Source organism: Alkalispirochaeta americana (genome assembly GCF_900156105.1).
Lineage (GTDB): Bacteria > Spirochaetota > Spirochaetia > DSM-27196 > Alkalispirochaetaceae > Alkalispirochaeta > Alkalispirochaeta americana.
Genome location: NZ_FTMS01000001.1, coordinates 148,034 through 172,643 on the forward strand (window position 1 = coordinate 148,034; position 24,610 = coordinate 172,643).

Consider the following 24,610-nt stretch of genomic DNA (forward strand, 5'->3'; position numbering starts at 1 on the left):
GAATCAGCGGGTACTCTCGGCGAGGAGAAACTCCTCGACCTCGTCGAAAAATATCGCCTCGGTCTGCTCGTCGATGGGGGGACTCAGGAGACTCACCACCACGTAGACCAGGGCGTTCACGGGAAGGGTAGGAATAACGGGGTGGAGATCAAAGAGCAGAACCCGGGCCCCCTGGGCATCTCGTACAATCAGACCCAGAATGAGATAGATCGTTCCCACCAGCGTGGCCGCTATGGCACCCTGTTTTGATCCTCGCTTCCAGAGAAGGCCTCCCACCAGAGCCGGCGCCCACTGGGCAAAGCCGGGCACGCTCACGTCGGTAAGATAGAGAGCCATCGCTTCCTGTCCCAGCCCCAGCTCAACAGCGGCGGTAACCAGAAGACTGGCCGCCACAATAGCTATTACGGCCCACCGGGCGATAGCTGTGATCTCCCGGTCTCCGGCATCGGGTTTGATCACCCCCTGCACCAGATCCCGTGCCACGAGAATGCTGGACATCATGAGTTGGACCGCAGCGGTGGAAATGGCCGCTGCAACCACCCCCATGAGGACAAAAACACCGAACCAGGGGGGCAGATAGGTTTGAATGATGGTTTGTACAATCCTGTCAGCCTCGGCAGCATCGGTTATTCCCGGCGCCACGGCAGGAGCCACCAGGGAACCCCAGATGAAAGGGATGATATAGAAGAAAAGTCCGCCCAGGGTGAAAATCAGCAAAGGGAACCACTTGAAGAGCTTTTTGTCGCGGGCCGTCATGGCACCAATGGTGATATGGGGCCACGAAAAGGCCAGAAGTCCCACAAGAAAGGTGCCAAAGATCAGCACCGGTGTGTAGGTCCCCTCCGGGCCGGGTGCTGCCAGTTTGGCTGGCTCTGCTTCAGCAATCCGGGCGGCCGCCTCGGCAAGGCCTCCCTGGGGAAAAAGCACCGCCACGATCCACAGGAGAGATCCCAGAAGCGCTGTCACGTAGACTGTTCCCAGGAAAATATTCACCCAGGCAACGATACGCATTCCCCCCAACAGCACCAGGACGATCAGCAGGACCGCCGTGTAGGCTGCGCCCACCCAGAGAGGGAGTCCGGTGAGCGCCTCAAACCCCCGTCCCACGCCCAGGGGCTGCACACCCACATAGGGAACAATGAAGGCCAGAATTGTCACCGAAAGGATGAGTCGCAGTGCTTTGGACTGATACCGCTCAGCCAGGAGCTCCACGGGGGAGAGAAACTGGTTGAGTTTTGCCAGGGCCCACAAGCGTGGCCCCAGGAACATATACAGGCCGGCAAAACCGGCAACAGATCCCCAGATGAAGAAGACGTACCCCGGACCTTCCCGGTAGAGAACTCCCGGGAAGCCGTAAAAGGTCCAACTTGAAGAGATGGCGAAGAGAACAAAGAAGAACATCACCACCACACCAATGGTTCGGCCGCCCAGCATGAAGTCCTCGGCCGTGCGGGCGGATATTTTGTATCCGTAGGCCGCCATGGCGATGATAATCAGACCGAAGAGGCCCAGGGCAAAGAGATCGAATGTCATAACGGTACCTCCCGAAGATCAGCGATAGGGCCAGAAAAAGAAAAAATAGACCACGTAGGCCACCAGCCAGGCCACCACAAAGGAGACGCCCGTAAAGAGGGGCATTGTCATCCATCCAAAAAACAGGATCGGTTCACCACCGGGGGGTAGTTCGAGCAATCCCGTGAACACTGTCGCTGCCAGGGCAACAATCGTTGCCAGAAGAAACAGGAGGTACACTCTCCCCGGGCCATGACCCAGCATTTCGCGCATGCCGCGCCTCCTTTTGAGATAAGGTGAATAGGTAAATTCAAACTACAGCGGACGGGGGGGCCTGTCAATAAAAAAGCGGTCAGTGACCGACAAAAATGCAGAAAAAAGCCCCCCTGAGCCCGGGGGGCGGTTGTATTCTTCCCCGGAAACCTCGAAATCCTCAGGAAATGGTCAGAAAAATCTCTCTGATCCGTTCCCGTTTGTCTCTGGGGCGGTGTTCGCTGGAGAGGGCCGATCCCTGGGTCCGGCAGTATTCGCTGGTGGCGATTCCCCAGCGCACCGCCTGGTGAAGGTCGCAGGCTTGTTCCCCCTGGTCCAGCTGCTCTGCCAGGGATGCTGCGAGAGCCCCCGTGAAGGGTTCCCAGTAGGCTGGCGCGGGCTGGGTGGTGAGGGTTGCTTCCAGGGGCAGAAAGGTCCCACCGGCGGTTCTGAAAAAGATGTCTCCTCCCGTGGCAACGATGATCACCGCCGACACCCCCAGGTGCAGGAAATTCTCCGCCGCTGCGGGTGCATCGGGCTGGCCCGTAAGGATCAGAGCCTGCTCTTCCGTGAGGAGTAGCAACTCCGTCGCGGCGCAGGTGAGGGGGAGATCCCCCAGGAGGGAGCCCTCCCGAGGCAGGAGCGTGTCCGATGCACTGTGGACAATCGTGAGGGCACCCGCCGAGCGGGCACGGTCCACCGCTTTGTGGAGGTCGGGCAGGAGCGGAGCCAGTGTGCCTGTTGCCTCAAAGGAGGTGATGGTGTGGTGATAAAAGGTCTCGGGGATATGGTTGAGGCAAAACTTTTCTGTTACTCCGGGGGTGTAGGTTGCTTCAGGGATATCCCTGGTTTCCTGGAGACCGGTCTCCTCCCGGGGCGGCTGGTTGTTCCGGGCAAAGTGCATCTGAGGCGTTTCCCCGGGGGTCTGAATAAAGTGATCCCAGTGGATCGATGTTCTGGAGAGGAGTTCCACCAGGCGGTTTCCGGCAGGGTCGTTCCCCCGAAGACCGTAGAGCGAAACGGGAAGGCCCCGGGGTCTCAGCAACTGCGCTGCGTGAAGAAGTGCCACTGCCACGGAGCCTCCCAGGATGCCCCGGGAGGGGTCCTGGCAGGCTTTCCGGGGGTATTCGAGATAGGGAGCCCCGATTCCCGCAATTGTCACATCCATGGGCACCTCACCGAGGCAGGTTTCCTTTGTTCCATGTTCATGTCTCCTCCCGGGCAGGTTCCGTGCAGGTCCCTGTCAGAGTTATGCGGTTGCAACCGAGTGACAGCTTACCATGGTTCGTACCGATTTTGGAGAGGACTTTCTCCGGTGATTATCCTGTCCCGGGAACTATCCTCTCCCGCCCGCCTCTTTTTCCCTGCGGGCGATCTTCTGCTGAATTTCTTCGTGGCGGGCCCGGGTAATGGGATAGAAATGAAGGATCACGATGCCTGCGATGAAACAAAGCGCCGGCAAGGGGCCTGCGATCAGGCGGATTCCCAGGAGTGCCGAAGCCGGCTGTTCAGGAACTATTCCTCCGAGGGTCTCGCGATATCCAAAAAGCGTGAGTACCCATCCGTTCAGGGCGATTCCCAGGGCCTGGCCGATCTTGGCCATGAACGTCCACTGCCCGTAGAAGACTCCCTCCCGGCGGATGCCGTTCTCGGCATAATCGTAGTCCACCACATCGGGGAGGATCGCAAAGGGCATCACGTACTGCGTTGCAAAGCCCGCCCCGGCCACGGCCATGATAAGGTAGGCCAGGCCGGGACCTGTTTTGTGTCCCAGCACATAAAAGATCAGCACCGCTGCGGCGAAGATTCCCATTCCCAGATTATAGCTGCTGCGTTTGCCGATATGCCCCGAAATCCGGACCCAGAGGGGAATCCAAACCATGGTTGAACCAAGAAGGATCGGCATGGCGATCTGAAAGGCCCCCTCGTCCTGGTATATGAAACGGAAATAATAGAGAAGCGCCCCCTGGAGAATATTTATCCCCGCGATATGCAACGACCAGGGAATCAGGGCCAACAGAAAGGGCTTGAGACGAAGAACCTCCAGGTGCGAGCGAAGAAGGTTTTTCTGTGGCACGTTTTTCCGGAGCGGTTCCTCCCGGACTGCCACCACCACCACCAGGCTGGAGGCGGCGATCACTCCGCCGATAACAACACTCATGGCAACCCATCCCGGCGCCCCGCCTCCAAAGAGGTGTACCAGGGGAAGAATGGCCACAGCCCCGATGAAGGTCCCCACCACGGCAAAGGACATGCGGTAGCCGTTGAGAAGGGTTCTCTCGTGAAAGTCATCGGTCAGGTCCGGTGTAAGCGCTCCGTAGGGAATGTTTATGAAGGTATAGCCTGTGTTCACCAGGCAGTAGGCCAGGACAACCCACAGAAAGGGCCGTCCTGGGGCCGGCAGGAACATCATGATCAGACTTGCCCAAATCAGCCAGGATCCGGCGAATATCCAGGGACGGCGGCGTCCGAACCGTCCGGGAGTCCGGTCAGAGAGATAGCCCGTGACGGGATCGCTCAGGGCATCCCAGATCTTTCCTATCATCAGGGCTGTGCCGGCTGTCGCAGCCGCCATCCCTGCCACATCGGTCAAATAAAAGAGCAGATAGAACCCGCTCATGGTGAAGAAGAGGTTTCCGCCGAGATCTCCTGCGCCGAAACCGAGTTTGACCCTCCAGGTCAGTCGTCGCATGGTTCGTCCATGTCGGCAAGCTGGAGCTGGAGCGCCCCGATAGATATGTTTACCTCCCAGAGTGAGAGAGCCAGAGAAGCCAGCATTGCCGCCAGGGCAGCAATAAAGAGAAACTCTCCTGCCAGGATGCGCCCCATGAAGAGAAGCAGCATGGTAACCACACAGAGGAAAAAGGAGGTTACCCCCATGGCCTGCATCCAGACAATGATCTTCAGACGCAGTCGGAGATTTGTGATCTGGCCTGCCACGTGGGTTTTGGGGTCTTGCTGGTACTGCTGGTGCAACTGGCGCACGAGACCCGCCAGGGTGATGAATCGGTTGGTGTAGGCGAGCAACAAGAGGGATATACCGGGAAAGAGTAACGCCGGAGTAGTGAGTGTAAAATCCATGGAAAGAATGTACTATATCGCGGGGCCTGGAGGCATCTCCTTTCCCCTCTGAAAAAGAGTGTTTATACTGTCACGGGGGGTGAAATGTATGAAAATTGTGATTTTTACGGACACGTACTTGCCCAAAATCGATGGCGTCGGAATATCGACCGATCAATTTTGCCGGCTCCTGGTGGCGAGAGGTCATGAGTTTATTATCTGCGCACCCCAGTACGGTGGTGACCACAATCAGCCCGACCAGAGTGAGGGTGAAGGCGAGGGTATCAGGATTATTCGCTTTCCCAACAGGGCCCTTCCTTCCTATCCCGAGGTCAAGCTGGCACGGCTCTCGCTCCGGAGGATCCGCGAAGCCATGGCAGATAAACCGGACCTGGTTCATATCCAGACTCCGGGGCTCCTTGGTCAATACGGCATCGCCGCCGCCCGGCTCTATTCCGTGCCCGTGGTGGGCACCTATCACACCATGGTGAACGAGGTGGGGATGTATCTCTCACCCTATCGGTTGTTCAAGCTGGACAAACTGGTGGAGAAGGTCAAGGATACCCTCTCGCTGGACCTCAGAACCGAGCTCACCCGGGCAGAGCACTCCAACCGGCGTTCTCTGGCAAATAAAATCATCCTGCGTCTTACCAACGAACTCTATAACCGCTGCGAGGTGGTTATTTCTCCCACGGAGCTGATCGCCTCAGAACTGCGCGCCGCCGGGGTCCGTCGGCCCCTGAAGATCGTCTCCAACGGTCTCGACCTCGAAACCTTCCACGGGGAGCCCCGCCAGCTCGAGGGAGGGGAAATCCGCTATCTCCACGCAGGGAGAATCTCTTTTGAAAAAAACGTGGACATTCTGCTCTGGGCATTTTCCAGAATTCTCCAGGACCAGCCCCGGGCCACGCTGGACATCGTGGGCGACGGCCCGGCGCTTCCAACATTGCGGACCGAGGCGGAGCGGCTGGGAATAGCCTCTTCTGTGTCATTCAAGGGCTTTGTCCCCCGAAGCGAGCTGGCGCAACTGTACCCCCGGTATGATTGCTTCCTGACGGCCTCCACCATGGAGACCCAGGGCCTGGTTGTCCTGGAGGCTCTTGCCAGCGGGCTTCCCGCCGTGGGCGTCGATTCTTACGCCTTGCCGGAGCTGATCCACTCCGGGGAAAACGGCTACCTGGCACGACCCTTCGACGACGAGGAGATCGCTGTGAAGGCGATTCAGGTTACCTCCGATGCCGAGCGCTACGCCCGGTTCTCCCGGCGGAGTATCGAGATCGCCCAGGGTCACGACGTGAACCGGAGCGCGGACCTGCTGGAGGAGATATACGCGGCCGCTGTGGGGGGGAGTTTCCGGACGGGCCGCCGGAAGCCCGGCCCGGATCACCCCTCGGAAACGCCGCCCCAGTTTCCCGATTTGTGACCGGCCCTGCCGGACTGCCCGGCGGGGAGCCCCGCCTGGGGTCTAGTGGTCTACGCTGCCGGGGCCCTGGTGGACGTGGCCGTGGTCCAGTTCATCCTGGGTTGCGGCCCGGATATCGGCGATCTCCACGTCAAAAATCAGGGTTTCACCCGCCAGGGGGTGGTTTCCGTCGAGGGTTACCTGCTCTTCACCCACATCAATGAGAGTTACCACCAGATCCTGTCCTTCGGCAGCTTGAGCCCGAAACTGCATCCCCGGGGTGAGTGCTTCTTCCGAAGGAAGGTTGTCGCGGGGAACGGTGAAGACCAGCTCTTCCTGGCGCTCGCCGTAGGCATCGCCCGGGGCTATGGTGGTGTTTACTTTGTCTCCCACGGCTTTTCCCTCCAGAGCCGATTCCAGCCCGGGAATGATGTTCTGGTGGCCGTGGAGGTACGCCAGCCCTCCTGTCTCGTCGGAAGAGTCGAGGACTGAGCCCTCGCCGTTGCGGAGCGTGTACTGAATTGTTACTACCGAATCGTTTGCAATGGTCATGATGGAAGCCTCCTTGCGGCTTGTGTCCGTTCTGAGTGTTCCGCAGATGTAAGTGCCCCGCAGAAAAACAAAAAGCCGGGGCTACGTGTCCGGCTTGGAGCTTCCCCAATCTGATGCGGGCGAGACACCTCTCTTCTGCCCGTTTCCTCCATTGTAGGGACCGCCCGGCCAGGGTGTCAACAGCACCTTCCCGGATGCAGCAAGATGCAGCAAGACGAAAAAGCATCCTTTCCAACAGGCCCTGGTAAGGTGTAGACTGGTACCAATGGCACACACAGCAACAAAAGGACGATCCCTTCCCTGGGATTTCCTGGATGAGTATCGAGGCGAACTTTTTTCCGGCACATGGCCAACCCTTCCTCAGTTGTTTGAGGTTTCCCTTCGCCGCTTCCCGGACCGTCCCTGTTTTACCGTGTACGAACCCGACCGGGTATCGCTCACATACCGGGAAGCTCACGACCGAATCACCGCCGTGGCGCGGCATCTGCGTTCCCTGGGAGTTCGTGAGGGCGACCGCGTCGCCGTAACAGGCAAGAACAGCCCCGAGTGGGCCGTGGCCTATCTGGCGGTGCTCTATGCGGGAGCTGTGGTAGTTCCCATCGATTACCAGCTCCACGACCAGGAGATTGCAAACCTGATCAAGGCAGGTGGGGCCGAGGTCCTCTTTGTCGACGAGGAACGGTTCGATTTCTTTCAGGCCGGAACGGTTCCCCTGAAGGCGGTCCTCAGCCTGGCCCGATCGAAAGAGCCCTATCTGTACAGCCTTCAGGATGACCTTCAGAGTCAGCAGGAGGCACTTCCTTCGGTCTCTGCCGATACCACGGCGGCCATCCTCTTTACCTCGGGCACAACGGGGCGGCCCAAGGGGGTCGTCCTCTCTCACGAGAACCTGGTGGCCGACTGCTTTCTGGCTCAGGCGAACCTGACGCTCTATCATACCGATGTGTTCTACGCGCTCTTGCCCCTGCACCACAGTTATTGCATGTTGGCGGTCTTTATCGAGAGCCTCTCCGTGGGGGCCGAGACGGTTTTTGGAAAGCGTGTGGTTATCTCCCAGGTTTTACACGATCTGCGGGCTGCCGAGGTGACGATGTTCCTGGGTGTTCCCCTGCTCTTCAACAAACTCCTGGCGGGAATAATGAGGGGTGTTCGCGAAAAAGGTCCTGTGGTGTACGGAGTTATCCGCATCCTCATGTGGAAAAGCGGTGTCGTCAAGAAACTCACCGGGATTAACCTCGGGAAAAAGCTCTTCAGCACCGTCCTGGAGAAGGCCTCGCTCTCCACAATCCGTATCTGTATCTCCGGAGGGGGGCCTCTGGCTCCCAGGGTGTTCCGCGCCTACAACCAGTTGGGGATCGATTTCATCCAGGGCTACGGTCTCACCGAGACATCGCCCATCCTCACGCTGAACCCCGTGGAACGCTACAAGGAGACCAGCGTAGGGAAAGTCCTTCCCGAGACGGATATCCGCATCATCAATGCCGATGAACGCGGCGTGGGCGAGATCGTGGTAAAGGGACCCATGGTGATGCAGGGCTATTACGAGATGCCCCAGGAGACAGCCCGGGTCTTCACCGACGACGGCTACTTCCAGACCGGGGATATGGGATACCTGGACAATGAGCAGTATCTCTATCTCACGGGGCGGGCCAAGAACCTCATCGTCAGTGAGGGAGGGAAGAACGTTTATCCTGAGGAGATCGAAAACTCCTTCCAGCTCTACGACGAGATCGCCCAGATTCTGGTGCGGGGGTACCAGTCCGAGCGGACCCCGGGGGCAGAGCTGATCGAAGCCCTGGTATACCCCAACAAGGATTTCTTCGCTGCCGGTGCTCCCGGTGGGGCAGGCCCTGAACAGGCGGCGTCACCGGAAGCGGTGGAGGCCCGCATCAAGGCAATCATCGATGAGGTGAACAAGCGTCTTCAGCCCTATCAGCGCATATCCCGGACGCAGCTGGTGGAGCAGGAGATGGCAACCACCTCCACGAAAAAAATCAAGCGTGATACGGTAGATTAGAGAGCCCCCTCCCGTTTATACTGTTCCCGCCGGGGTGCTTCTGCGCCCCGGTGGATAACCTCTGTTGTATCCTCACACCGCAACCCAACTCACAAGGATAGATATATGATTAGTGCATCAAACATAACCCTCTCGTTTGGCCAGAGAGCTCTTTTTAAAGATGTGAACATCAAGTTCACTCCCGGAAACTGTTACGGCATTATTGGTGCAAACGGAGCCGGAAAATCGACCTTTCTCAAGATTTTGTCGGGCGAGATCACCCCCGACAGCGGAACCATAGCGATCACGCCCGGAGAACGCCTGGCTGTGCTCCAGCAGGACCAGTTCCAGTTCGATCAGCACCCGGTGCTCCACACGGTCATTATGGGCTACCGGAAGCTCTACGATGTGATGGTAGAAAAGGATGCGATCTATCAGAAGGAAGATTTTACCGAAGAGGATGGACTTCGGGCGGCGGAACTGGAAGGCGAGTTTGCCGAGATGGGGGGCTGGGAGGCCGAATCCGAAGCGGCCCGCATGCTCTCCGGTCTGGGGATAGAAGAAAAGTACCACCACAAGCTCATGGCCGATCTCGAGGGAGGTCAGAAAGTGCGGGTGCTTCTGGCCCAGGCTCTCTTTGGTGAGCCCGATATTCTCCTCCTCGACGAGCCCACAAACAACCTGGACCTGGAATCGGTGTCGTGGCTCGAGGACTTTCTCTATGCCTTCCCCAACACCGTGATCGTTGTAAGTCACGACCGGCACTTTTTGAACACCGTCTGTACCCACATCGCCGATATCGATTTCGGGAAGGTCCAGCTCTACGTGGGAAACTACGATTTCTGGTACCATTCCAGTCAGCTCGTGCAGAAGCAGATGCGGGACGAGAAAAAACGCCGCGAGGATAAGGTTGCAGAACTGCGCGAGTTCATCCAGCGCTTTTCCTCAAACGCCGCCCGTTCCCGTCAGGCCACGAGCCGGCAAAAGCTGATCGACAAGCTCTCAATAGATGATATCCAGCCCTCAAGCCGGAAGCGTCCCTACGTCAACTTCGATCCCGAACGTGATCCCGGCAAAAAAGCCCTGGAGATACGGGGGCTCTCCCTCTCTGTCGAGGGGGAAGATGTGTTGAAAGATCTGACTCTCACGGTCCACCCGGGGGACAAGATCGCCTTTGTGGGGCCGTATCACCAGGCAAAGACGGCGCTCTTCTCGGTTCTTGCGGGAGTTGCGGAGGCAGAGGCGGGTGAGTACGAGTGGGGAACCACCATGACCACGGGATATTTCCCCAAGGACAACGCCTCCCACTTCGAGGCCGATCTTTCTGTCATCGAGTGGCTTCGCCAGTACACCAAAATTGAGGAAGAGGCCTACGTTCGGGGCTTTCTGGGCCGGATGCTCTTCTCGGGGGATGAGTCGCTCAAGAGTGTGAAGGTTCTCTCGGGGGGGGAGCGTGTTCGATGCATGCTCTCGATGCTCATGCTTTCCCGTCCCAACGCGCTGATCCTGGATGAGCCCACCAACCACCTGGACCTGGAATCGATCACTGCCCTGAATGATGGTCTTATCGATTTCTCCGGTAACGTCCTCTTTTCCAGTCACGACCACGAGTTTGTGAACACCGTGGCCAACAGGATTGTGGAACTCACTCCGGGAGGAATCATCGACAAGACCATGCCTCTTGACGAGTACCTGAAGAGCGACGATGTCCGGGAGTTGCGGGATTCGCTCTATCACGGTCACCATACCCTGGAGATCTGAGACCGCAGAAGAGACGATACAGAAAAGAGCCGCCCCAGGGCGGCTCTTTCTGGAGAATACCGGATTCGAACCGGTGACCTGTTGATTGCGAACCAACCGCTCTAGCCAACTGAGCTAATTCCCCGGTTTGTTCATCCTGTGAAACCACCCCGTGAGCCACTGTGCCGGAAGAGGCCGACCGCGCCATGACAGGGGGCCTTCCACCAAGGGTGGCCATGTGAAAAACTACCGGCCCCCCGGGCTTTTGTCAAGAAGAATCTTCGGGCTGCCGGAGCTCGGGGCCAGGGTGGTTCAGTTATCACCGGTGTCACGGGCATCACCGGCGAACTTCCCGGCAGAAGGTTCCGGGACCAGGTAATCCACAACCTGGCGGGACTCCACCAGCTCGCCGATGAAGGCCACAACGGCCTGGTGTTCAGGATGAATCTGGTAGGCCTCAAGGGCCGCCTGGTCGGAAAATTCCGAGTAGAGGGCAAGATCGGCCGATGCTCCGGTGCGACTTGTATCGACCCCTGCCTCGATCCGGAGCAGGCCGGGAATGCGTCCCTGGAGAGCCTCGATCCGTTTTTGTATCTCCCTGGCGTTTTCTGCAGCCCGGCGACCCGCCGCCCGGGGTTTCAGCTTCCAGAATACAAGGTGTTTGACCATAGTGAACCTCCCGGAGATTTTTTGCATCCTACCATATCCGGAACGAGGCCGGGGAGGGGGCAGGTCTTCCGATTATTTCCCCTCCGATCCTTTGAGACTCGCCTTCCCATGGTGCCCTAAACCTGATTAATTGGTTATCCTTGCTCCATGGCCTTGTCCTGGATAGCCCGGTTTTTCCCGGCGCGCCGGAGAGATCAGGAGCTCGACGAGCTGCGGCGCACTCTGGAGGAAAAAAACCGTATCCTCTCTACTCTGGCTCACGAGCTCAGAACACCCCTCACGGTGATGCAGACCACCACGGCCGTGCTTCTTGAGGAGCGCCCTGGCCCACTTTCTCCCCGGCAACGGCATTTCCTCGAATCGATGCACGAGAACACCTGCCGGATGGTGCAGTTTTCCGAGACAATTCTGGCCGACATCAAGGTTGGCCGTGACTGGATTCCCCTGGATGCGCAGCACCTGAACCTGCGGCGTATCATCCAGCGGGTAAAGACCTCCATGCAGCCCGTTCTGGAGGAGCGAAACCAGTCCCTGCGCATCACCTTTCCCTCGCTCCTCTCCCGTCCCCGGGGCAATGAAACCTGGATATACCACGTTCTGACCAATCTTATTCACAATGCGGCAAAGCACGCCGGCGAGGGAGGGGTCGTCATGATTTCCGTAAATCAGCACGACCATTGCGTCTCCGTTACCGTGAGCGATAACGGCCATGGCCTGCTCCGGGCGGGCCGGGAGAAGATCTTCGAGGAGTTTTATCAGGAGGAACCCCAGGCGGATTCCTCCCTCCAGGGCTCCGGTCTGGGGCTTGCGATCGTGAGGAACGTGATCGAGCGCCACGGGGGAAAGGTTTATGTCACCACGGCGGCCGGGTTGGGAACGATGGTCTCCTTTACCCTTCCTCTGGAGCCCGAAAAGAAAGGATGACAACGTGTCCCGGATTCTGGTAGTTGATGACGAACCGGCGATTGTGAACCTTCTTGTCTTCATTCTGGAAGACCAGGGCTATCGGGTGAAGTCTGCAGACCGGGGCGATACGGCCCTGGAGATCGTTCGGGAGTGGATTCCCGATCTGGTGATCCTTGATATTGGCCTGCCCGGGATTGGCGGGCTTGAGGTGTGTCGAGTCCTCCACGACAAGGGCCTTCCTGTGCTGGTCTTGAGTTCCCACGATAAAGATGATCAGGTTGTGGAAGGCCTTGAAGAGGGTGCCGACGATTACGTGACCAAGCCCTTTAACCACCGGGAGCTGCTCTTGCGGGTGGACAAGCTGCTGGTGCGAACCCGGAATCAGGGTGATCCCGAGGTGGGCCCCGGGGGCGGGGTGAAAGGATCTTTTCTTCAGCAGCCCCTGGTTCTCGGGGAACTCCGGATCGATCCCTTGCGGGGCGAAGTGTTTCGGGGAGAGGCGGCGCTGCAACTCACGCCCACGGAGTTCCGCTTGCTCTCATTGCTGGCTCTGGCGCCGGGTCATCCCGTGGCGGTGGAGACGATCCTGGAACGGATATGGAACAGCACCGACTGGGAGGGCGGCGCCGAGATGGTGAAGGTGAACATCCGGCGTCTTCGGCAGAAGATCGAGCCCGATCCTTCGCGGCCTGTGTACATTCTGAATCGTCGGGGCATGGGGTATTTTCTGGCGGAGGAGTAATTGTAGAAGGCCCCGGGCAAGGGGTTTTCCGCTTTTGCGAGGGAGTCCTCTCTGGGTGTAACCAGAAATAAACCAGATTGTAACCATATTGTTCCTTGCGGGAAGGATTATTCCCCCTGAGAATGAGACCATATTCTGTAGGAGGAAATGAATGAGACGAGTTTTATGGATGGCCCTGGCTGCATCGGTTTTGCTGACTGCCGTTGCTGTTGCCGGAGGACGAAGTGAAGAGAAAAGTTTTGTTGACGACGGCCGTTACGACCGTAGCGATTGGCCTGAAGTGGTTCGGATCGGGGTTCTTCCCGAAGAGGACCAGGCCGTTATGATGGAGCGCTACCAGCCTTTTCTGGAGCATGTTGAGGGAGTTCTGGGAGTAAAAACCGAGCTCTTCTTCGGAAATGATTTCACCGCCATGGTGGAAGCAATGCGGTTCGAGCATATCGAGGTGTCCAAGTTTGGCCCCTCTGCCTACGTGATGGCTGCCGAGCGGGCCGGTGCTGAAGCCTTTGTGCAGGGTGTCCGCGACGCCAGTGCCCCCACGTACAAGAGTTATATCATCGCGCGGGACGACAGTGGTATTGATACCATCGAGGATGTGCTGGGTCGAAACTTTGCCTGGGTTGACCCCGCTTCCGGCTCGGGCTACCTCTTTCCCCGTGCGATGATGCTGGGAGCTCTGGATACCACCGACGAGAAGATGGACGCGCTCTTCGAGAACGTCATTTTCAGCGGTGGCCACGATGCCTCCGTCCGGTTTGTTATTAACGGTGATGTGGACGCTGCCGCTGTATCGGACAGTCAGATTCAGCGAATGCGGGCTGCCGAGTTCCCGGGGATGGAAAATATTGTGGTTGTTGCCGAGACAGACCCCATTCCCCGCTCTCCCGAGGCGTACCGAAGCAACCTCCCCGACAGTCTGAAGCAGGCACTTTTTGACGCCTACACAACCTTTGATGATCGGGACTTCCTGGAAGCCCACAACTATCATGACGGGTTTGTGCCGGTCACCGATGCCGCCTACGACGTGGTTCGGGATACGCAACAGCGTCTCGGCCTCTAACGGGACGACCCTGAACATTCCCTTGTGCGGACCGGCGGGAAAACCCCGGCGGTCCGTTTCTGTCTTTCACAACACGCTTGTTACATTATAATTATTATATGGAGAATATACTCAAATGTCCTCAACCCCCATTCTGTCGGTTTCAGACCTGAAAAAAACCTTTCCCGATGGCACCCGCGCCCTGAAAGGTGTCAGTATCGATGTGATGCCCGGCGAGTTTCTGGTGATGATTGGCTCAAGCGGGGCGGGAAAATCGACGTTTTTGCGCTGTACGAATCATCTTTTCAAACCAACCTCGGGCAAGATTGTTTTTGAAGGAAAAGACATATCCGCTGTAAAAGGTCGGGCCCTGCGGGATGCACGCAAACATCTGGGTATGATCTTCCAGGGATACAACCTGGTAAAACGCCTGACAACGCTGGAGAACGTTCTTCTGGGTCGTCTGGGGTATATGTCCAGCATAACCGGAGCCCTTGGTATCTATAGTCGGGAGGATCGTCTTCGGGCCGTGGACTTGCTTGAACGGGTCGGTCTGGGAGAACAGCGCTTCAAGCGGGCCGACCAGTTATCGGGAGGCCAGCAGCAGCGGGTGGGAATTGCCCGGGCTATCGCGCAGCAGGCACGACTCATTCTGGCCGATGAACCCATCGCGAGTCTTGATCCCAAAGCATCGGATACGGTGATGAGTTATCTTCACCAGGTCTCCCGGGAAGAGGGAATCGCCTGTATTGTAAACCTCCATCAGGTGGATTACGCAAAAAAATACGCCGACCGGATTGTCGGTCTCAAAGATGGCGAGATTGCATTTTTGGGATCTCCCGAGGACGTTACCGACGAGGTCATCAAGAATCTCTATGGCGAAAAGGGAGACAAGATCGATGACTGAGGGAGTGCTTGAGTATACACGGCGCAGGCTCGTCCGGCGGCGATGGATATCGGGGGGGATCGTTGCCGGTTTCGTGGTGGCGATCATAGCCTCTGCCCTGGGCACCGGGTTCCAGGTGCGGGATCTCTACCGGGGAATGCCAAATATCATAACCTTCCTGGTGGAGGACCTTCTTCCGCCGCGCTTTTCCGTGTGGCGTCGTTTCTGGAAACCCACGGTAGAGACCGTTGCCATGAGTTATGCCGGAACGTTCTTTGCGGTGATCTTTGCTGCTCCCCTGGGGTTTCTGGCGGCACGGAACGTGAGCCCCAATCCGGTGGTGATGCAAATTGCCAGAGCCTTCGCGGTGTTTATGCGAACCATTCCTCCTCTGGTATGGGCCCTTTTGCTGGTGGCCATCGTGGGAATAGGGCCCTTTGCGGGTGCGCTTGCGCTGGGGCTCTCGGGAGCGGGGATGCTTATTAAATCCTACGCTGACAGTATCGAGGATATCGACCCCGGTCAGGTGGAGGCCGTTGTGGCTACGGGGGCCTCTCGCTTTCAGGTGCTCATGAAAGGGGTTGTTCCCCAGTTTTTACCCTCCTTCGTTTCCTGGTCGCTCTATCGCTTTGATCTGAATATCCGGTCAGCGGCGGTGGTCGGTCTTGTCGGTGCAGGAGGGCTCGGCTTTGCCCTCTCCACATCGGTGCGGCTCTTTCGCTATAACGAGGCAGCCGTGGCTATTCTGTGGATACTGGGACTCATTCTGGTTATCGAATATGTAACAGCTTTTGTCAGGGGGAAACTGCTATGATCGAGACGAGTAGCCCCGATCTCTATGGACGGTCGATCGTTCGCCGTTTGACGCCTCTCTGGTGTTTTCTTGCCTTGACGGTACTCTTTCTGCTGAGTATCGCCGGGATGAATCTGAACTTTGCGCGCATTGTAGCCGGTGTGGACCGTCTTGGAATTATGCTGGGACAGATGTTTCCACCGGATTTCTCCATTCTCGGGCGCATTATGGATCCGGCGATCGAGACCCTCTTTGTTGCCATTCTTGGAACCTTTATCGGAATCATTCTCTCGCTTCTCATCGGAGTTCTGGCGGCTCACAACATAACGCCCCATCCTGCGGTGGAGGTCCTGCTCAAGGGGTTCTCCGCTTTTGCGCGAGCGGTGCCAGCGCTCATTTGGGCGCTTCTCTTCATCGTTGCTGTGGGGTTGGGTCCGCTCCCGGGCATACTCGCTTTGGCGGTGAACAGCATCGGGATGCTTGGCAAGGTCTTCGCTGAATCCATCGAGGAGATAGACCAGGGACAGATTGAGGCGGTGGCCGCCACGGGGGCCACGCCGGTACAGATCGTTTTCAAGTCTGTTATCCCTTCGGTAACACCTGCCCTGGTGGCGTGGTCTCTGTTCCGATTGGATATCAACATCCGCTACTCCGCCGTCCTGGGTGTTGTTGGAGCGGGAGGAATCGGTCTCGAACTGGTGCGTTCTACCCGGATGCTGGCATTTAACGAAACCCTTACAATTACACTGGTAATATTTCTCATGGTTTGGGCTGTTGAATTTGTCAATAACCAAATAAGAAACTTCGTCCGGTAATGACTCAGGACCAGAAGGTCATTGTAACCTGATTGTTCCTTGTTGATTTTCCGGAGGGGTGGCTACAATAGTGCATCCGTGAACGAATGAAGCGGAATTATTTGAAGGAGGATTTTCATGAAAAGAGCACTGATGCTTGGTGTGGTCGCTTTGATGAGCGCCACGGTGTTGTTTGCAGGAGGCCGCCAGGAGGCAGGCCAGCGGATTACCGCATATACAACCCTGGACGAAGAGCTGGCGCGGAACGTCTTTGCCGCCTTCACCCAGGAGACAGGTATCCAGGTTGACTGGGTGCGGCTCTCCACGGGGGAAGCTGTGGCCCGGATCGAGGCCGAGCGGGCAAATCCCCAGGCCAGCATCTGGTACGGAGGAGTTGGTCTTGGACATATCGAAGCGAAGAACAAGGGGCTCACAACACCCTATAACTCTCCCGCCGCGACCATGCCCGATCAGTTCCGCGATGCCGATGGGTACTGGTCGGGAATCTACGCAGGGCCCCTGGCCTTCGCGAGCAACAATAACGTCATGGCCCGTCTCGGAATTGATCCCCCTGATTCCTGGGAGGCCCTTCTGAACCCCAAACTGCGTAACCAGGTCCAGATGGCAAACCCCGGCTCCTCGGGAACCTCCTACAACGTTCTTGCCACGATGGTGCAGGTCCACGGTGAAGAGGGCGGATTCGAGTACATGGACCGTCTGGACCGCAACATAACCCAGTACACCCGTTCGGGCTCTGCCCCGGGACGCAACGTGGCCATTGGTGAGGTGGGAGTTGCTATCGGATACGCCCACGATATCGTGCGGCTTATTGCCGAGGGATATCCCATGACCATGACCGTGCCCGACGGTACGGGCTTTGAGGTTGCCGCCGTTTCCCTGATCGCGAATGGTCCCGAGGATCAGCAGGAAGCCGCCCGGAAGCTCTTTGATTGGGCCCTGGGAGAGACCGCTGCCAAGCTCTACGCTGAACAGTTTGTGGTTCCCTTTGTGGACGTTCCTCTTGCACCGGGTGCAGTTCCCATTCGGGAGGTAAACGTGATCGACCAGGACGACGAGTGGGCTGCTCAGGAGCGGGCTCGCCTGGTGGACAAGTGGAACGATACAATCGGTGCCTCTTCGCGGACCGAATAGACCCGATTTCGATTCATACCCTGTCCGGGGGCGGTTCGCTCCCGGACACATCTGCCGTGCCGTACAATGGACGGCCTGTATATCCGGCCTGTAAAACCAACCTGTAAAAAGGAGAACCGATGTCGTCACAAGCAATAGCCCGGGCTCGCCGGCGTGCTGATTTTGCGCAAGTTCTTCGCGAGCCTGTGGTCGTAATAACGATTTTGGCGATATTCGCAATGCTTGCGCTCTTTATTATTTATCCGATCTACGCGGTCTTTCGCCTGAGTCTTACCCAGGACGGAGCCTTCTCCACTGCCGTATATCAGGATCTTTTTTCCCGCGTGCGTTACGTGCGGTCCATAACTAACAGTATTCTTCTGGGTACTGTCGTTGCCACCCTGGCGACGATTGTGGGATTTGTCTTTGCCTTCGCCATCTATCGGGGGGGGATTCGCTTTCGGGGATTTTTCCAGACCATGGCGATTCTCCCGATCATATCGCCGCCTTTCATGTTCGCTCTCTCGGTTATCTTGCTCTTTGGACGCAACGGGCTCATCACAGCCCGTCTTCTGGGGCTTGATACAAGCGGAATCTACGGCCTGCCGGGGCTGGTCCTGGTCCAGACGATCAACCTCTTTCCCATCGCCTATCTCACCTTAAGCGGGATTCTTCAGGGAATTGACCCCGATGTGGAAACCTGCGCCATGAATCTGGGGGCGTCACGGTTCACCGTGTTCCGCACCATCACCCTTCCCCTGGCAAAACCGGGTATCCTTGCGGCCTGGCTTGTTGTGTTTGTCAGCTCCATGACCGATTTTGGGAACCCCATCATGATCGGGGGGAGTTTTGATGTTCTCTCGGTTCAGGCCTACCTGGAGTTTACCGGAATGGGTAACCTGCCTCGAGGTGCTGCCCTGGCGGTGCTGCTGCTGATCCCCACGGTGATGGTTTACTTTCTTCAGAAGTACATTATGGGCCGGGGTTCCTACGCTACCATTACGGGCAAGTCCTCAAAACGGGGAAAACCCAATTCCAGTCCCGGCTTGCGGGCGCTGCTGACAGTTTTTTGCCTGGGCATTACCGTCATCGTGGTGCTTTTCTACGGAACAATCATTGTTGGAAGTTTTGTCCGACTCTGGGGCGTGGATTGGAGCTTCACCCTGAGGCATTTCAACTACAGCTGGGATGTGGGGCTCTCCACCCTGAGAAACACGATCTTCCTGGCCCTGATTGCTACGCCGATTACGGCGCTTATGGGAACAGCTATCTCCTTTCTGGTGATGCGCAAGCGCTTCCCCGGCCGAAACGCCATGAGCCTTCTGGCGATGCTGAGCTATGCCATTCCCGGTACCGCCATCGGTATCGGCTATGTTCTGGCCTTTAACGTGGCTCCCTTCCGCTGGTCCGGTACGGCTTTCATCCTGGTGACAGCCTATGTTTTCCGCCATGTGCCTATTGCCGTGGAAAGTGGTATTGCAGCGCTGAAGCAGATATCACCCGAGATAGAAGAATCTTCCACGAACCTGGGCGCCAGCAGCGCCAGAACATTCCAGAATGTTACTCTGCCGCTTATAAAGCCGGCCTTTTTTGCGGGGGCAACCTTCTGCTTTGTGCGGAGCATGACCGCCATCAGTGCGATCATCTTCCTCGTATCGGCCCGTTGGAACCATGTGACGGTCCTCATCCTGGCGCAGACAGAGATCATGCGTCTTGGTGTTGCCTCGGTCATGTCGTTTATTCTTATTCTTATTATCATGGCCGTTATCGGAATCATGATGAAGCTTACCGGTCTCAAACGGGATCAGGTCTTTTCGTCGGGCCAGTAGGGTCCGGGAGGGAGAAATATAATGGAACAACAGATGATCGATCGGTCTGCCGCTGCGGAGTTTGCAGCAGACCCCGGGGACTCAAAAAAGCCCGATTATCTCGTCCTGAAGGATATTGTAAAGGATTTTGTCGATGGTTCCGGAGGAATTGTCCGAGCTGTCAACTCCGTTTCCCTGAGCGTGAGCAAGGGAGAGTTTGTGACGCTTCTGGGCCCTTCGGGGTGCGGAAAAACCACGACCTTGCGGATGATCGCCGGGTTCGAGAGTCCCAACGGGGGAACCATCCAGCTCGACGGAAAGGATATCACCCAGGTTCCTCCGTTCCAGCGAAATATGCCCATGGTTTTTCAGAGCTATGCGCTTTTTCCGCACCTGACGATCTTTGACAACATCGCCTACGGTCTCAAATTGCGCGGAGTGAGCCGCGAGGAAATGCGCCACGATGTGGCTGTGGCCAGCCAGATGGTAAATCTCGTGGGTCTGGAAAAACGCTATCCCGGGGAGTTGTCGGGAGGACAGCAGCAACGGGTTGCTCTTGCCCGGGCCCTGGTGTTGAAGCCCGATATCATTCTCTTCGATGAGCCGCTCTCGAATCTGGATGCAAAATTGCGGATCCAGACCCGCACCGAGATCAAGCGTGTTCAGCAGCTCCTGGGTATTACCGCGCTCTACGTGACGCATGATCAGTCCGAGGCCTTGAGTCTCTCCGATCAGATCGTGATCATGAACAAGGGCGAGATCGTCCAGCAGGGACCGCCCGAGGCGATCTACAATGAACCCAACAGCCCCTTTGTCTCGGATTTTATCGGGAACGCCAACTTTCTTGACGGCGAGGTGGTGGATGTTCAGAACGATCAGGTCACCCTCTCGGTGGGGCCGGCCCGGTTTACGCTTCCTGGTTCTCGCTGTCCTGGTGATATTCGGTCCGGTGAGGCGATTCTTCTTTCGGTAAAACCCGAGGCGATCAGGGTGACCGGATCTGCGGGAACGGGAGCAGAGCTTTCGGGGAAGATCGATGTCTCGGCCTTTGTTGGGCCCATCACGGAGTACAAGATCATCTTTGGTGACGGGATTATCACCGCCCTGCAACCCAACAGACCGGGCAAGACCCATGTGTATCGTTCCGGCGAAGAAGTGGCCCTTGAGTTTGAGGTGGAGTCTCTCCGGGCGTATCGCGCCTGATCACTGCGCCGGGATCAACCCGGAAAAGCCCCTGCCCGATTTCTCGTGCAGGGGCTTTTTTTGTGCGCCTCCCGGGGCTCTTCTCTCCAGATTTCAGGGGAAGCTGCGGTCGGGGCCGCCCGACGAGGCCTGGCGGAGGCTGCTCACGATGGCTTCGCCGGTTTCCCTGATCCGGGGACCCGTTACGGGGTCGTCCACATTATGGCAGGCCACGGTGTGTTCGGGGCCGAGCTGTCGCGGTTGAGGGACCTCCCGGGAGCATCGCTCTGTTGCAAAGGGACAGCGTGTGGAGAAGACACATCCCGGAGGAGGGGATGCAGGGCTTGGCACATCTCCTTTCAGCAACAGGCGGGTTCGGGATTTCTCGATCTCCGGATCCGGGATCGGTACTGCCGACATCAGGGACTGGGTGTAGGGATGGAGGGGGTTCTGAAAAAGCTCATCGTAGCGAGCCAGTTCCATGATTTTTCCCAGATACATCACCGCGATACGGTGAGATATGTGACGCACCATACTCAGGTCGTGGGCAATAAAGAGGTAGGTCAGCCCCAGCTCTCGTTGCAGGCGAGCCAGAAGGTTTACCACCTGGGCCTGGATCGCCACGTCCAGGGCCGATATGGGTTCATCGCAGACCACAAACTCCGGGTTCAGCGCAAGAGCCCGGGCAATACCCACGCGTTGCCGCTGACCTCCCGAGAATTCGTGGGGAAAGCGTTTCCCGTGGTCGGGATCAAGCCCGACCATATCCAGCAGGTCCGCTACCCGCTTGCGGATTGTCTCTGGTGTCTCCCTGTTCTGGATCACCAGGGGTTCCGCGATGATCTTTGCCACGGAGTGGCGCGGGTTCAGCGACGAGTAGGAGTCCTGGAAGATCATTTGCATCTTGGGGCGGGTGTTGCGCAGGTCCTGCCGCGATAGTTCGGTAATGGATATCCCGTCGATCGTTACACTTCCCGCTGTGGGTTCATAGAGGCGCAGCATGCTTCTTCCGGTGGTGGATTTTCCGCACCCGCTCTCGCCCACCAGTCCCAGGGTCTCGCCTCGGGGGATCTCGAAGGAGATATCGTCCACGGCGCGGACGGCACCCACGGGACGGCTGAAAATGATCCCCCTGGTGATGGGAAAATGCTGTTTGAGATTTTCTACGCGGACAAAGGCGTCTGCGGCTGTATCCTTTGCTGTATCGTTGTGTCTCATGACCTTCCTTTCGAGGGGACGTGGTTCTTGTTCCCGGGGGGGAGTTTTCGAGGTTCCCGGGTTTCCAGATCATACCAGCAGGCGCTCTCGTGAGATATCTCCTGGTTCTGGCCCGCAGAAACGGACCCCACGGGAAAGAGGCGGGGTCTCCAGGATGTGCAGCGCTGGAAGGCCCAGGGGCAACGCGGGGCAAAGGGGCACTGTTGGGGCGGGGCATAGAGATCGGGCGGGGTGCCCGTAATGTCCACCAGTTCGGGGGTGTTCTCGTGAAGTTTCGGAAGCGCTCCCAGAAGCCCCACCGTGTAGGGGTGCCGGGGATGAGAGTAGACGGGATCGGCGGGCCCCTGCTCCACCACGGTTCCTCCGTACATCACCATAACCCGGTCAGCGATGCCCGCCACAACACCCAGGTCGTGGGAGATCCAGATCACGGCGATACCCCGCTCCTTGCCCAGGCGGTTCATGAGATCCACAATTTGGGCCTGGACCGTTACATCCAGGGCTGTAGTGGGTTCATCGGCGATAATGATGTCGGGATCACAGGCGATCGCGATGGCGATCATGACCCGCTGGCGCATGCCGCCCGAGAACTGGTGGGGGTAGTTGCGGTATCGGGCTTCGGGATCGGGAATCCCTACCTGTTCCAGGAGCGAGATCACCCGTTTCCGTGCCGCCTCGCCCCGCAGATCGGTATGCTGCTCCAGGGTTTCCTCGATCTGCCTGCCGATCGTCATGAGGGGATTCAGGGAACTCAAAGGGTCCTGAAAGACAAAGCCGATCCGGTCTCCCCGGATCGCGGCCATCTCCTTCCGGTTCAACTTGAGCAGATCCATGTCGGTCTTGTCCGTGCGGAACCGGGCAGTGCCGGAAACAATTTTCCCCGGGGGTTCCGGGATGAGCCGCAAGAGGGACATCATGGATACACTTTTCCCGCTGCCGCTCTCGCCGACGATTCCAAGGGTTTCGCCGGGAAAAAGATTGAACGAGACGCCGTTCACGGCGTGAACCGTCCCGTCTACCGTGTCAAAATGGACCTGAAGGTCCTGGACTTGCAAGATTGGTTTCATATCAGGAGGCGCTCCGTCGCATTTTGGGGTCCAGAATGTCCCTCAGCCAGTCTCCCAGGAGGTTCATGCTGAGAGATGTTACAACGATGGCCAGCCCCGGGAAGGCCGCTATCCAGGGGGAAAACTGGATGTACTGGCGCCCTGCGGCGAGCATGTTGCCCCAGCTGGGAATGCTGGGGGGCACGCTGAGGCCCAGAAATCCCAGACCCGCCTCGTAGAAGATCATTCCCGACATCTCGAAGGTGGCCACCGTGAGAAGGGGGCCCACCAGGTTCGGCAGGATGTGATCTACCAGAATGCGGCTGCGCGTGGCCCCCAGGCTGATCGCCGACTCCACGTAGCCGGACTTGCGTATTCGCAATACCTCTCCCCGTGTGATCCGGACAAAGAGGGGCGCGTTGGTAAAGCCGAAAATAAGAATCACATTCAAAAGACTTCGCCCCAGAACAGAGGCCACCACTACCACCAGCAGGAGATAGGGAATCGCCAGAAAGAGGTTGGTTATGCCCATGATGATATTGTCTGTGAGCCCTCCCGTGTACCCGGCGATCATTCCCAGGACCATTCCGATGGTGGCGGCGATGAGGACCCCCAGGAATCCCACCGTCAGGGACACCCGGGTGCCCACCAGAATGCGGCTGAGCATGTCCCTGCCCAGGTTGTCCGTTCCCAGGGGGTATTCCCAGGTCCCCCCCTCCTGCCAGGCCGGTGGCAAACGGCTTGCCCGGAGATTTTGCTGGAGCGGATCGTGGGGAACGATCCGTGGCGCCAGAGCGGCCGTGGTGAGGATCAGTGCGAAAAGGATGACCCCCGCCAGCCCCGCCTTGTCCCGGCAGATCAGTCTGAAAAAACGTGCGGCCGGTGATCGCAGGCCGGCATCGTCAAGAGTATTAATCTTCATAGCGAATCCTTGGGTCGATCAGCGCGTAGGCTACATCGGTGAGAAGGTTCAGAAGCACGACAAAGCCGGCGCTGAAGACGGCGATAGCCTGGACCAGGGGGAAATCCCTCGCCTGGACCGCTTCGTTTATCATCCGGCCGATTCCCGGCCAGGCAAAGATCGATTCGATATAAATGGAGCCGCCCAGCATATAGCCGAACTGAACGCCCACGATACTTACCAGGGTGATCGCCACGTTCCGGAAAATGTGGCGGAAGAGAATGTTTCGTTCCAGCAACCCCTTGCTGTAGGCTGTTCGGATATAGTCTTCACTTCGAACTTCCAGGACCGCCGATCTTACCAGGCGGGTGAACTTCCCCAGGGGGAAGAATCCCAGGGCTATGGCGGGCAATACCAGTGAGCGAAAGCCCGATCTGCCGAAGGTAGGAAACCACTGAAGTTGCACCGAGAAATAGACGATGAGCATCAGGGCAAGCCAGAAATTGGGCACCGTTTGGCCCACCAGGCCGATTGCCCGGCAGAGGGTATCCCAGATGCTTCCCGGACGGGACCCTCCGATGATTCCCAGGGGGATCGCGATGAGCAAGGCAAAGGCGAGAGCTGCCAGAGCAAGCTCGAGGGTCGCCGGAAGGCGGGCAATAACCAGGGGCATCGCCTGGGATCGATAATGGAGGGATCGCCCGAAGTCACCTACCATGGCGCCGCGCATATAGGAACTGAATTGGCGGTGCAGGGGTTCGTTAAACCCCATGGCTTCGCGAAAGACCTCCACCTCTTGGGGCGATGCGTCCCGGGGCATCATGAGCCGTGCCGGATCACCTGTGAGGCGGACAATGAAAAAGACCAGAATTAATACGCCAATCATAAGAAGAATCGACTGGATCAATCTGGAAAAAAGATACCGTTGCATAGGTTCTCCTGAAATGGGGATAAGAAGGCCGACCCCTGGTGAGGCCGGCC

General features: G+C 57.8%; 23 protein-coding genes and 1 tRNA gene. 12 read left to right on the forward strand and 12 right to left on the reverse strand.

Features of this window, described 5'->3' with window-relative positions:
• Positions 1–3 precede the first annotated feature (3 nt).
• The 5 genes from BW950_RS00625 to BW950_RS00645 form a co-directional block, all read right to left on the reverse strand.
• Positions 4–1,533, reverse strand: a complete 1,530-nt coding sequence (locus tag BW950_RS00625) for a sodium:solute symporter family protein (protein ID WP_076487354.1) — start codon at positions 1,531–1,533, stop codon at positions 4–6.
• Positions 1,534–1,551: 18 nt separating this feature from the next.
• Complete coding sequence (locus tag BW950_RS00630; protein WP_076487355.1) at positions 1,552–1,785, reverse strand: hypothetical protein; 234 nt, start codon at positions 1,783–1,785, stop codon at positions 1,552–1,554.
• 160 nt (positions 1,786–1,945) lie between these two features.
• Complete coding sequence (locus BW950_RS00635) at positions 1,946–2,932, reverse strand: carbohydrate kinase family protein (RefSeq protein WP_076487356.1); 987 nt, start codon at positions 2,930–2,932, stop codon at positions 1,946–1,948.
• Positions 2,933–3,100: 168 nt separating this feature from the next.
• Positions 3,101–4,456: an MFS transporter gene (locus tag BW950_RS00640; protein ID WP_076487357.1), complete on the reverse strand. Its 1,356-nt coding sequence runs from the start codon at positions 4,454–4,456 to the stop codon at positions 3,101–3,103.
• Positions 4,444–4,845 carry a DUF2721 domain-containing protein gene (locus tag BW950_RS00645; RefSeq protein ID WP_076487358.1) on the reverse strand — a complete coding sequence of 134 codons (402 nt, stop codon included), beginning with the start codon at positions 4,843–4,845 and terminating at the stop codon, positions 4,444–4,446. The genes BW950_RS00640 and BW950_RS00645 overlap by 13 nt, the downstream gene beginning before the upstream one ends.
• Before the next feature lie 88 nt (positions 4,846–4,933).
• Here BW950_RS00645 and BW950_RS00650 point away from each other — a divergent pair, with 88 nt between their 5' ends.
• The gene (locus tag BW950_RS00650; protein WP_076487359.1) at positions 4,934–6,247 is read left to right on the forward strand and encodes a glycosyltransferase; all 1,314 of its coding nucleotides are present in this window, start codon (positions 4,934–4,936) and stop codon (positions 6,245–6,247) included.
• Between the two features lie 42 nt (positions 6,248–6,289).
• On the opposite strand, the gene BW950_RS00655 is transcribed toward BW950_RS00650, so the two are convergent.
• Positions 6,290–6,778 (reverse strand): FKBP-type peptidyl-prolyl cis-trans isomerase, encoded by a 489-nt coding sequence (locus tag BW950_RS00655; protein ID WP_200796770.1) that lies wholly within the window; start codon positions 6,776–6,778, stop codon positions 6,290–6,292.
• Between the two features lie 265 nt (positions 6,779–7,043).
• Between BW950_RS00655 and BW950_RS00660 the strand changes: the two genes are divergently transcribed.
• Together BW950_RS00660 and BW950_RS00665 are read left to right on the forward strand one after the other, a co-directional pair.
• Positions 7,044–8,795 carry an AMP-dependent synthetase/ligase gene (locus BW950_RS00660; RefSeq protein WP_076487361.1) on the forward strand — a complete coding sequence of 584 codons (1,752 nt, stop codon included), beginning with the start codon at positions 7,044–7,046 and terminating at the stop codon, positions 8,793–8,795.
• 105 nt (positions 8,796–8,900) lie between these two features.
• The gene (locus tag BW950_RS00665; RefSeq protein WP_076487362.1) at positions 8,901–10,535 is read left to right on the forward strand and encodes an ABC-F family ATP-binding cassette domain-containing protein; all 1,635 of its coding nucleotides are present in this window, start codon (positions 8,901–8,903) and stop codon (positions 10,533–10,535) included.
• Between the two features lie 50 nt (positions 10,536–10,585).
• On the opposite strand, the gene BW950_RS00670 is transcribed toward BW950_RS00665, so the two are convergent.
• Both BW950_RS00670 and BW950_RS00675 read right to left on the reverse strand, forming a co-directional pair.
• A tRNA-Ala gene (locus tag BW950_RS00670) sits at positions 10,586–10,659 on the reverse strand.
• A gap of 167 nt (positions 10,660–10,826) precedes the next feature.
• Complete coding sequence (locus BW950_RS00675) at positions 10,827–11,183, reverse strand: Dabb family protein (RefSeq protein WP_076487363.1); 357 nt, start codon at positions 11,181–11,183, stop codon at positions 10,827–10,829.
• Positions 11,184–11,330: 147 nt separating this feature from the next.
• On the opposite strand from BW950_RS00675, the gene BW950_RS00680 reads away from it, so the two are divergent.
• The 9 genes from BW950_RS00680 to BW950_RS00720 all read left to right on the forward strand — a co-directional run bounded on the left by BW950_RS00680 (position 11,331) and on the right by BW950_RS00720 (position 20,485).
• Positions 11,331–12,107, forward strand: a complete 777-nt coding sequence (locus BW950_RS00680; RefSeq protein ID WP_076487364.1) for a sensor histidine kinase — start codon at positions 11,331–11,333, stop codon at positions 12,105–12,107.
• A 4-nt stretch (positions 12,108–12,111) separates the two neighbouring features.
• The gene (locus BW950_RS00685; protein WP_076487365.1) at positions 12,112–12,831 is read left to right on the forward strand and encodes a response regulator transcription factor; all 720 of its coding nucleotides are present in this window, start codon (positions 12,112–12,114) and stop codon (positions 12,829–12,831) included.
• Between the two features lie 151 nt (positions 12,832–12,982).
• Positions 12,983–13,891: a phosphate/phosphite/phosphonate ABC transporter substrate-binding protein gene (phnD, locus tag BW950_RS00690; RefSeq protein ID WP_076487366.1), complete on the forward strand. Its 909-nt coding sequence runs from the start codon at positions 12,983–12,985 to the stop codon at positions 13,889–13,891.
• A 115-nt stretch (positions 13,892–14,006) separates the two neighbouring features.
• Positions 14,007–14,777, forward strand: a complete 771-nt coding sequence (gene phnC, locus BW950_RS00695; RefSeq protein ID WP_076487367.1) for a phosphonate ABC transporter ATP-binding protein — start codon at positions 14,007–14,009, stop codon at positions 14,775–14,777.
• Positions 14,770–15,570 carry a phosphonate ABC transporter, permease protein PhnE gene (gene phnE / locus BW950_RS00700; protein WP_076487368.1) on the forward strand — a complete coding sequence of 267 codons (801 nt, stop codon included), beginning with the start codon at positions 14,770–14,772 and terminating at the stop codon, positions 15,568–15,570. The genes phnC and phnE (BW950_RS00700) overlap by 8 nt, the downstream gene beginning before the upstream one ends.
• The gene (phnE, locus tag BW950_RS00705) at positions 15,567–16,364 is read left to right on the forward strand and encodes a phosphonate ABC transporter, permease protein PhnE (RefSeq protein WP_076487369.1); all 798 of its coding nucleotides are present in this window, start codon (positions 15,567–15,569) and stop codon (positions 16,362–16,364) included. Before phnE (BW950_RS00700) ends, phnE (BW950_RS00705) begins: the two co-directional genes overlap by 4 nt.
• 117 nt (positions 16,365–16,481) lie before the next feature.
• Positions 16,482–17,495, forward strand: a complete 1,014-nt coding sequence (locus BW950_RS00710; RefSeq protein ID WP_076487370.1) for an ABC transporter substrate-binding protein — start codon at positions 16,482–16,484, stop codon at positions 17,493–17,495.
• 119 nt (positions 17,496–17,614) lie between these two features.
• Positions 17,615–19,303 carry an ABC transporter permease gene (locus BW950_RS00715; protein WP_076487371.1) on the forward strand — a complete coding sequence of 563 codons (1,689 nt, stop codon included), beginning with the start codon at positions 17,615–17,617 and terminating at the stop codon, positions 19,301–19,303.
• 21 nt (positions 19,304–19,324) lie between these two features.
• Complete coding sequence (locus tag BW950_RS00720) at positions 19,325–20,485, forward strand: ABC transporter ATP-binding protein (protein WP_200796771.1); 1,161 nt, start codon at positions 19,325–19,327, stop codon at positions 20,483–20,485.
• Positions 20,486–20,578: 93 nt separating this feature from the next.
• On the opposite strand, the gene BW950_RS00725 is transcribed toward BW950_RS00720, so the two are convergent.
• From BW950_RS00725 to BW950_RS00740, 4 genes are read right to left on the reverse strand one after another with little or no spacing between them, the layout of a single operon-like run.
• Positions 20,579–21,682 (reverse strand): ABC transporter ATP-binding protein, encoded by a 1,104-nt coding sequence (locus BW950_RS00725; RefSeq protein ID WP_076487372.1) that lies wholly within the window; start codon positions 21,680–21,682, stop codon positions 20,579–20,581.
• Positions 21,679–22,749, reverse strand: a complete 1,071-nt coding sequence (locus BW950_RS00730; protein ID WP_076487373.1) for an ABC transporter ATP-binding protein — start codon at positions 22,747–22,749, stop codon at positions 21,679–21,681. The genes BW950_RS00725 and BW950_RS00730 overlap by 4 nt, the downstream gene beginning before the upstream one ends.
• A gap of 1 nt (position 22,750) precedes the next feature.
• A complete protein-coding gene (locus BW950_RS00735) occupies positions 22,751–23,650 on the reverse strand; it encodes an ABC transporter permease (RefSeq protein ID WP_076487374.1) in 900 nt (299 codons plus the stop codon).
• On the reverse strand, positions 23,640–24,560 hold the full coding sequence (locus BW950_RS00740; protein WP_076487375.1) for an ABC transporter permease: 921 nt from the start codon (positions 24,558–24,560) through the stop codon (positions 23,640–23,642). Before BW950_RS00740 ends, BW950_RS00735 begins: the two co-directional genes overlap by 11 nt.
• Between the last annotated feature and the right edge of the window lie 50 nt (positions 24,561–24,610).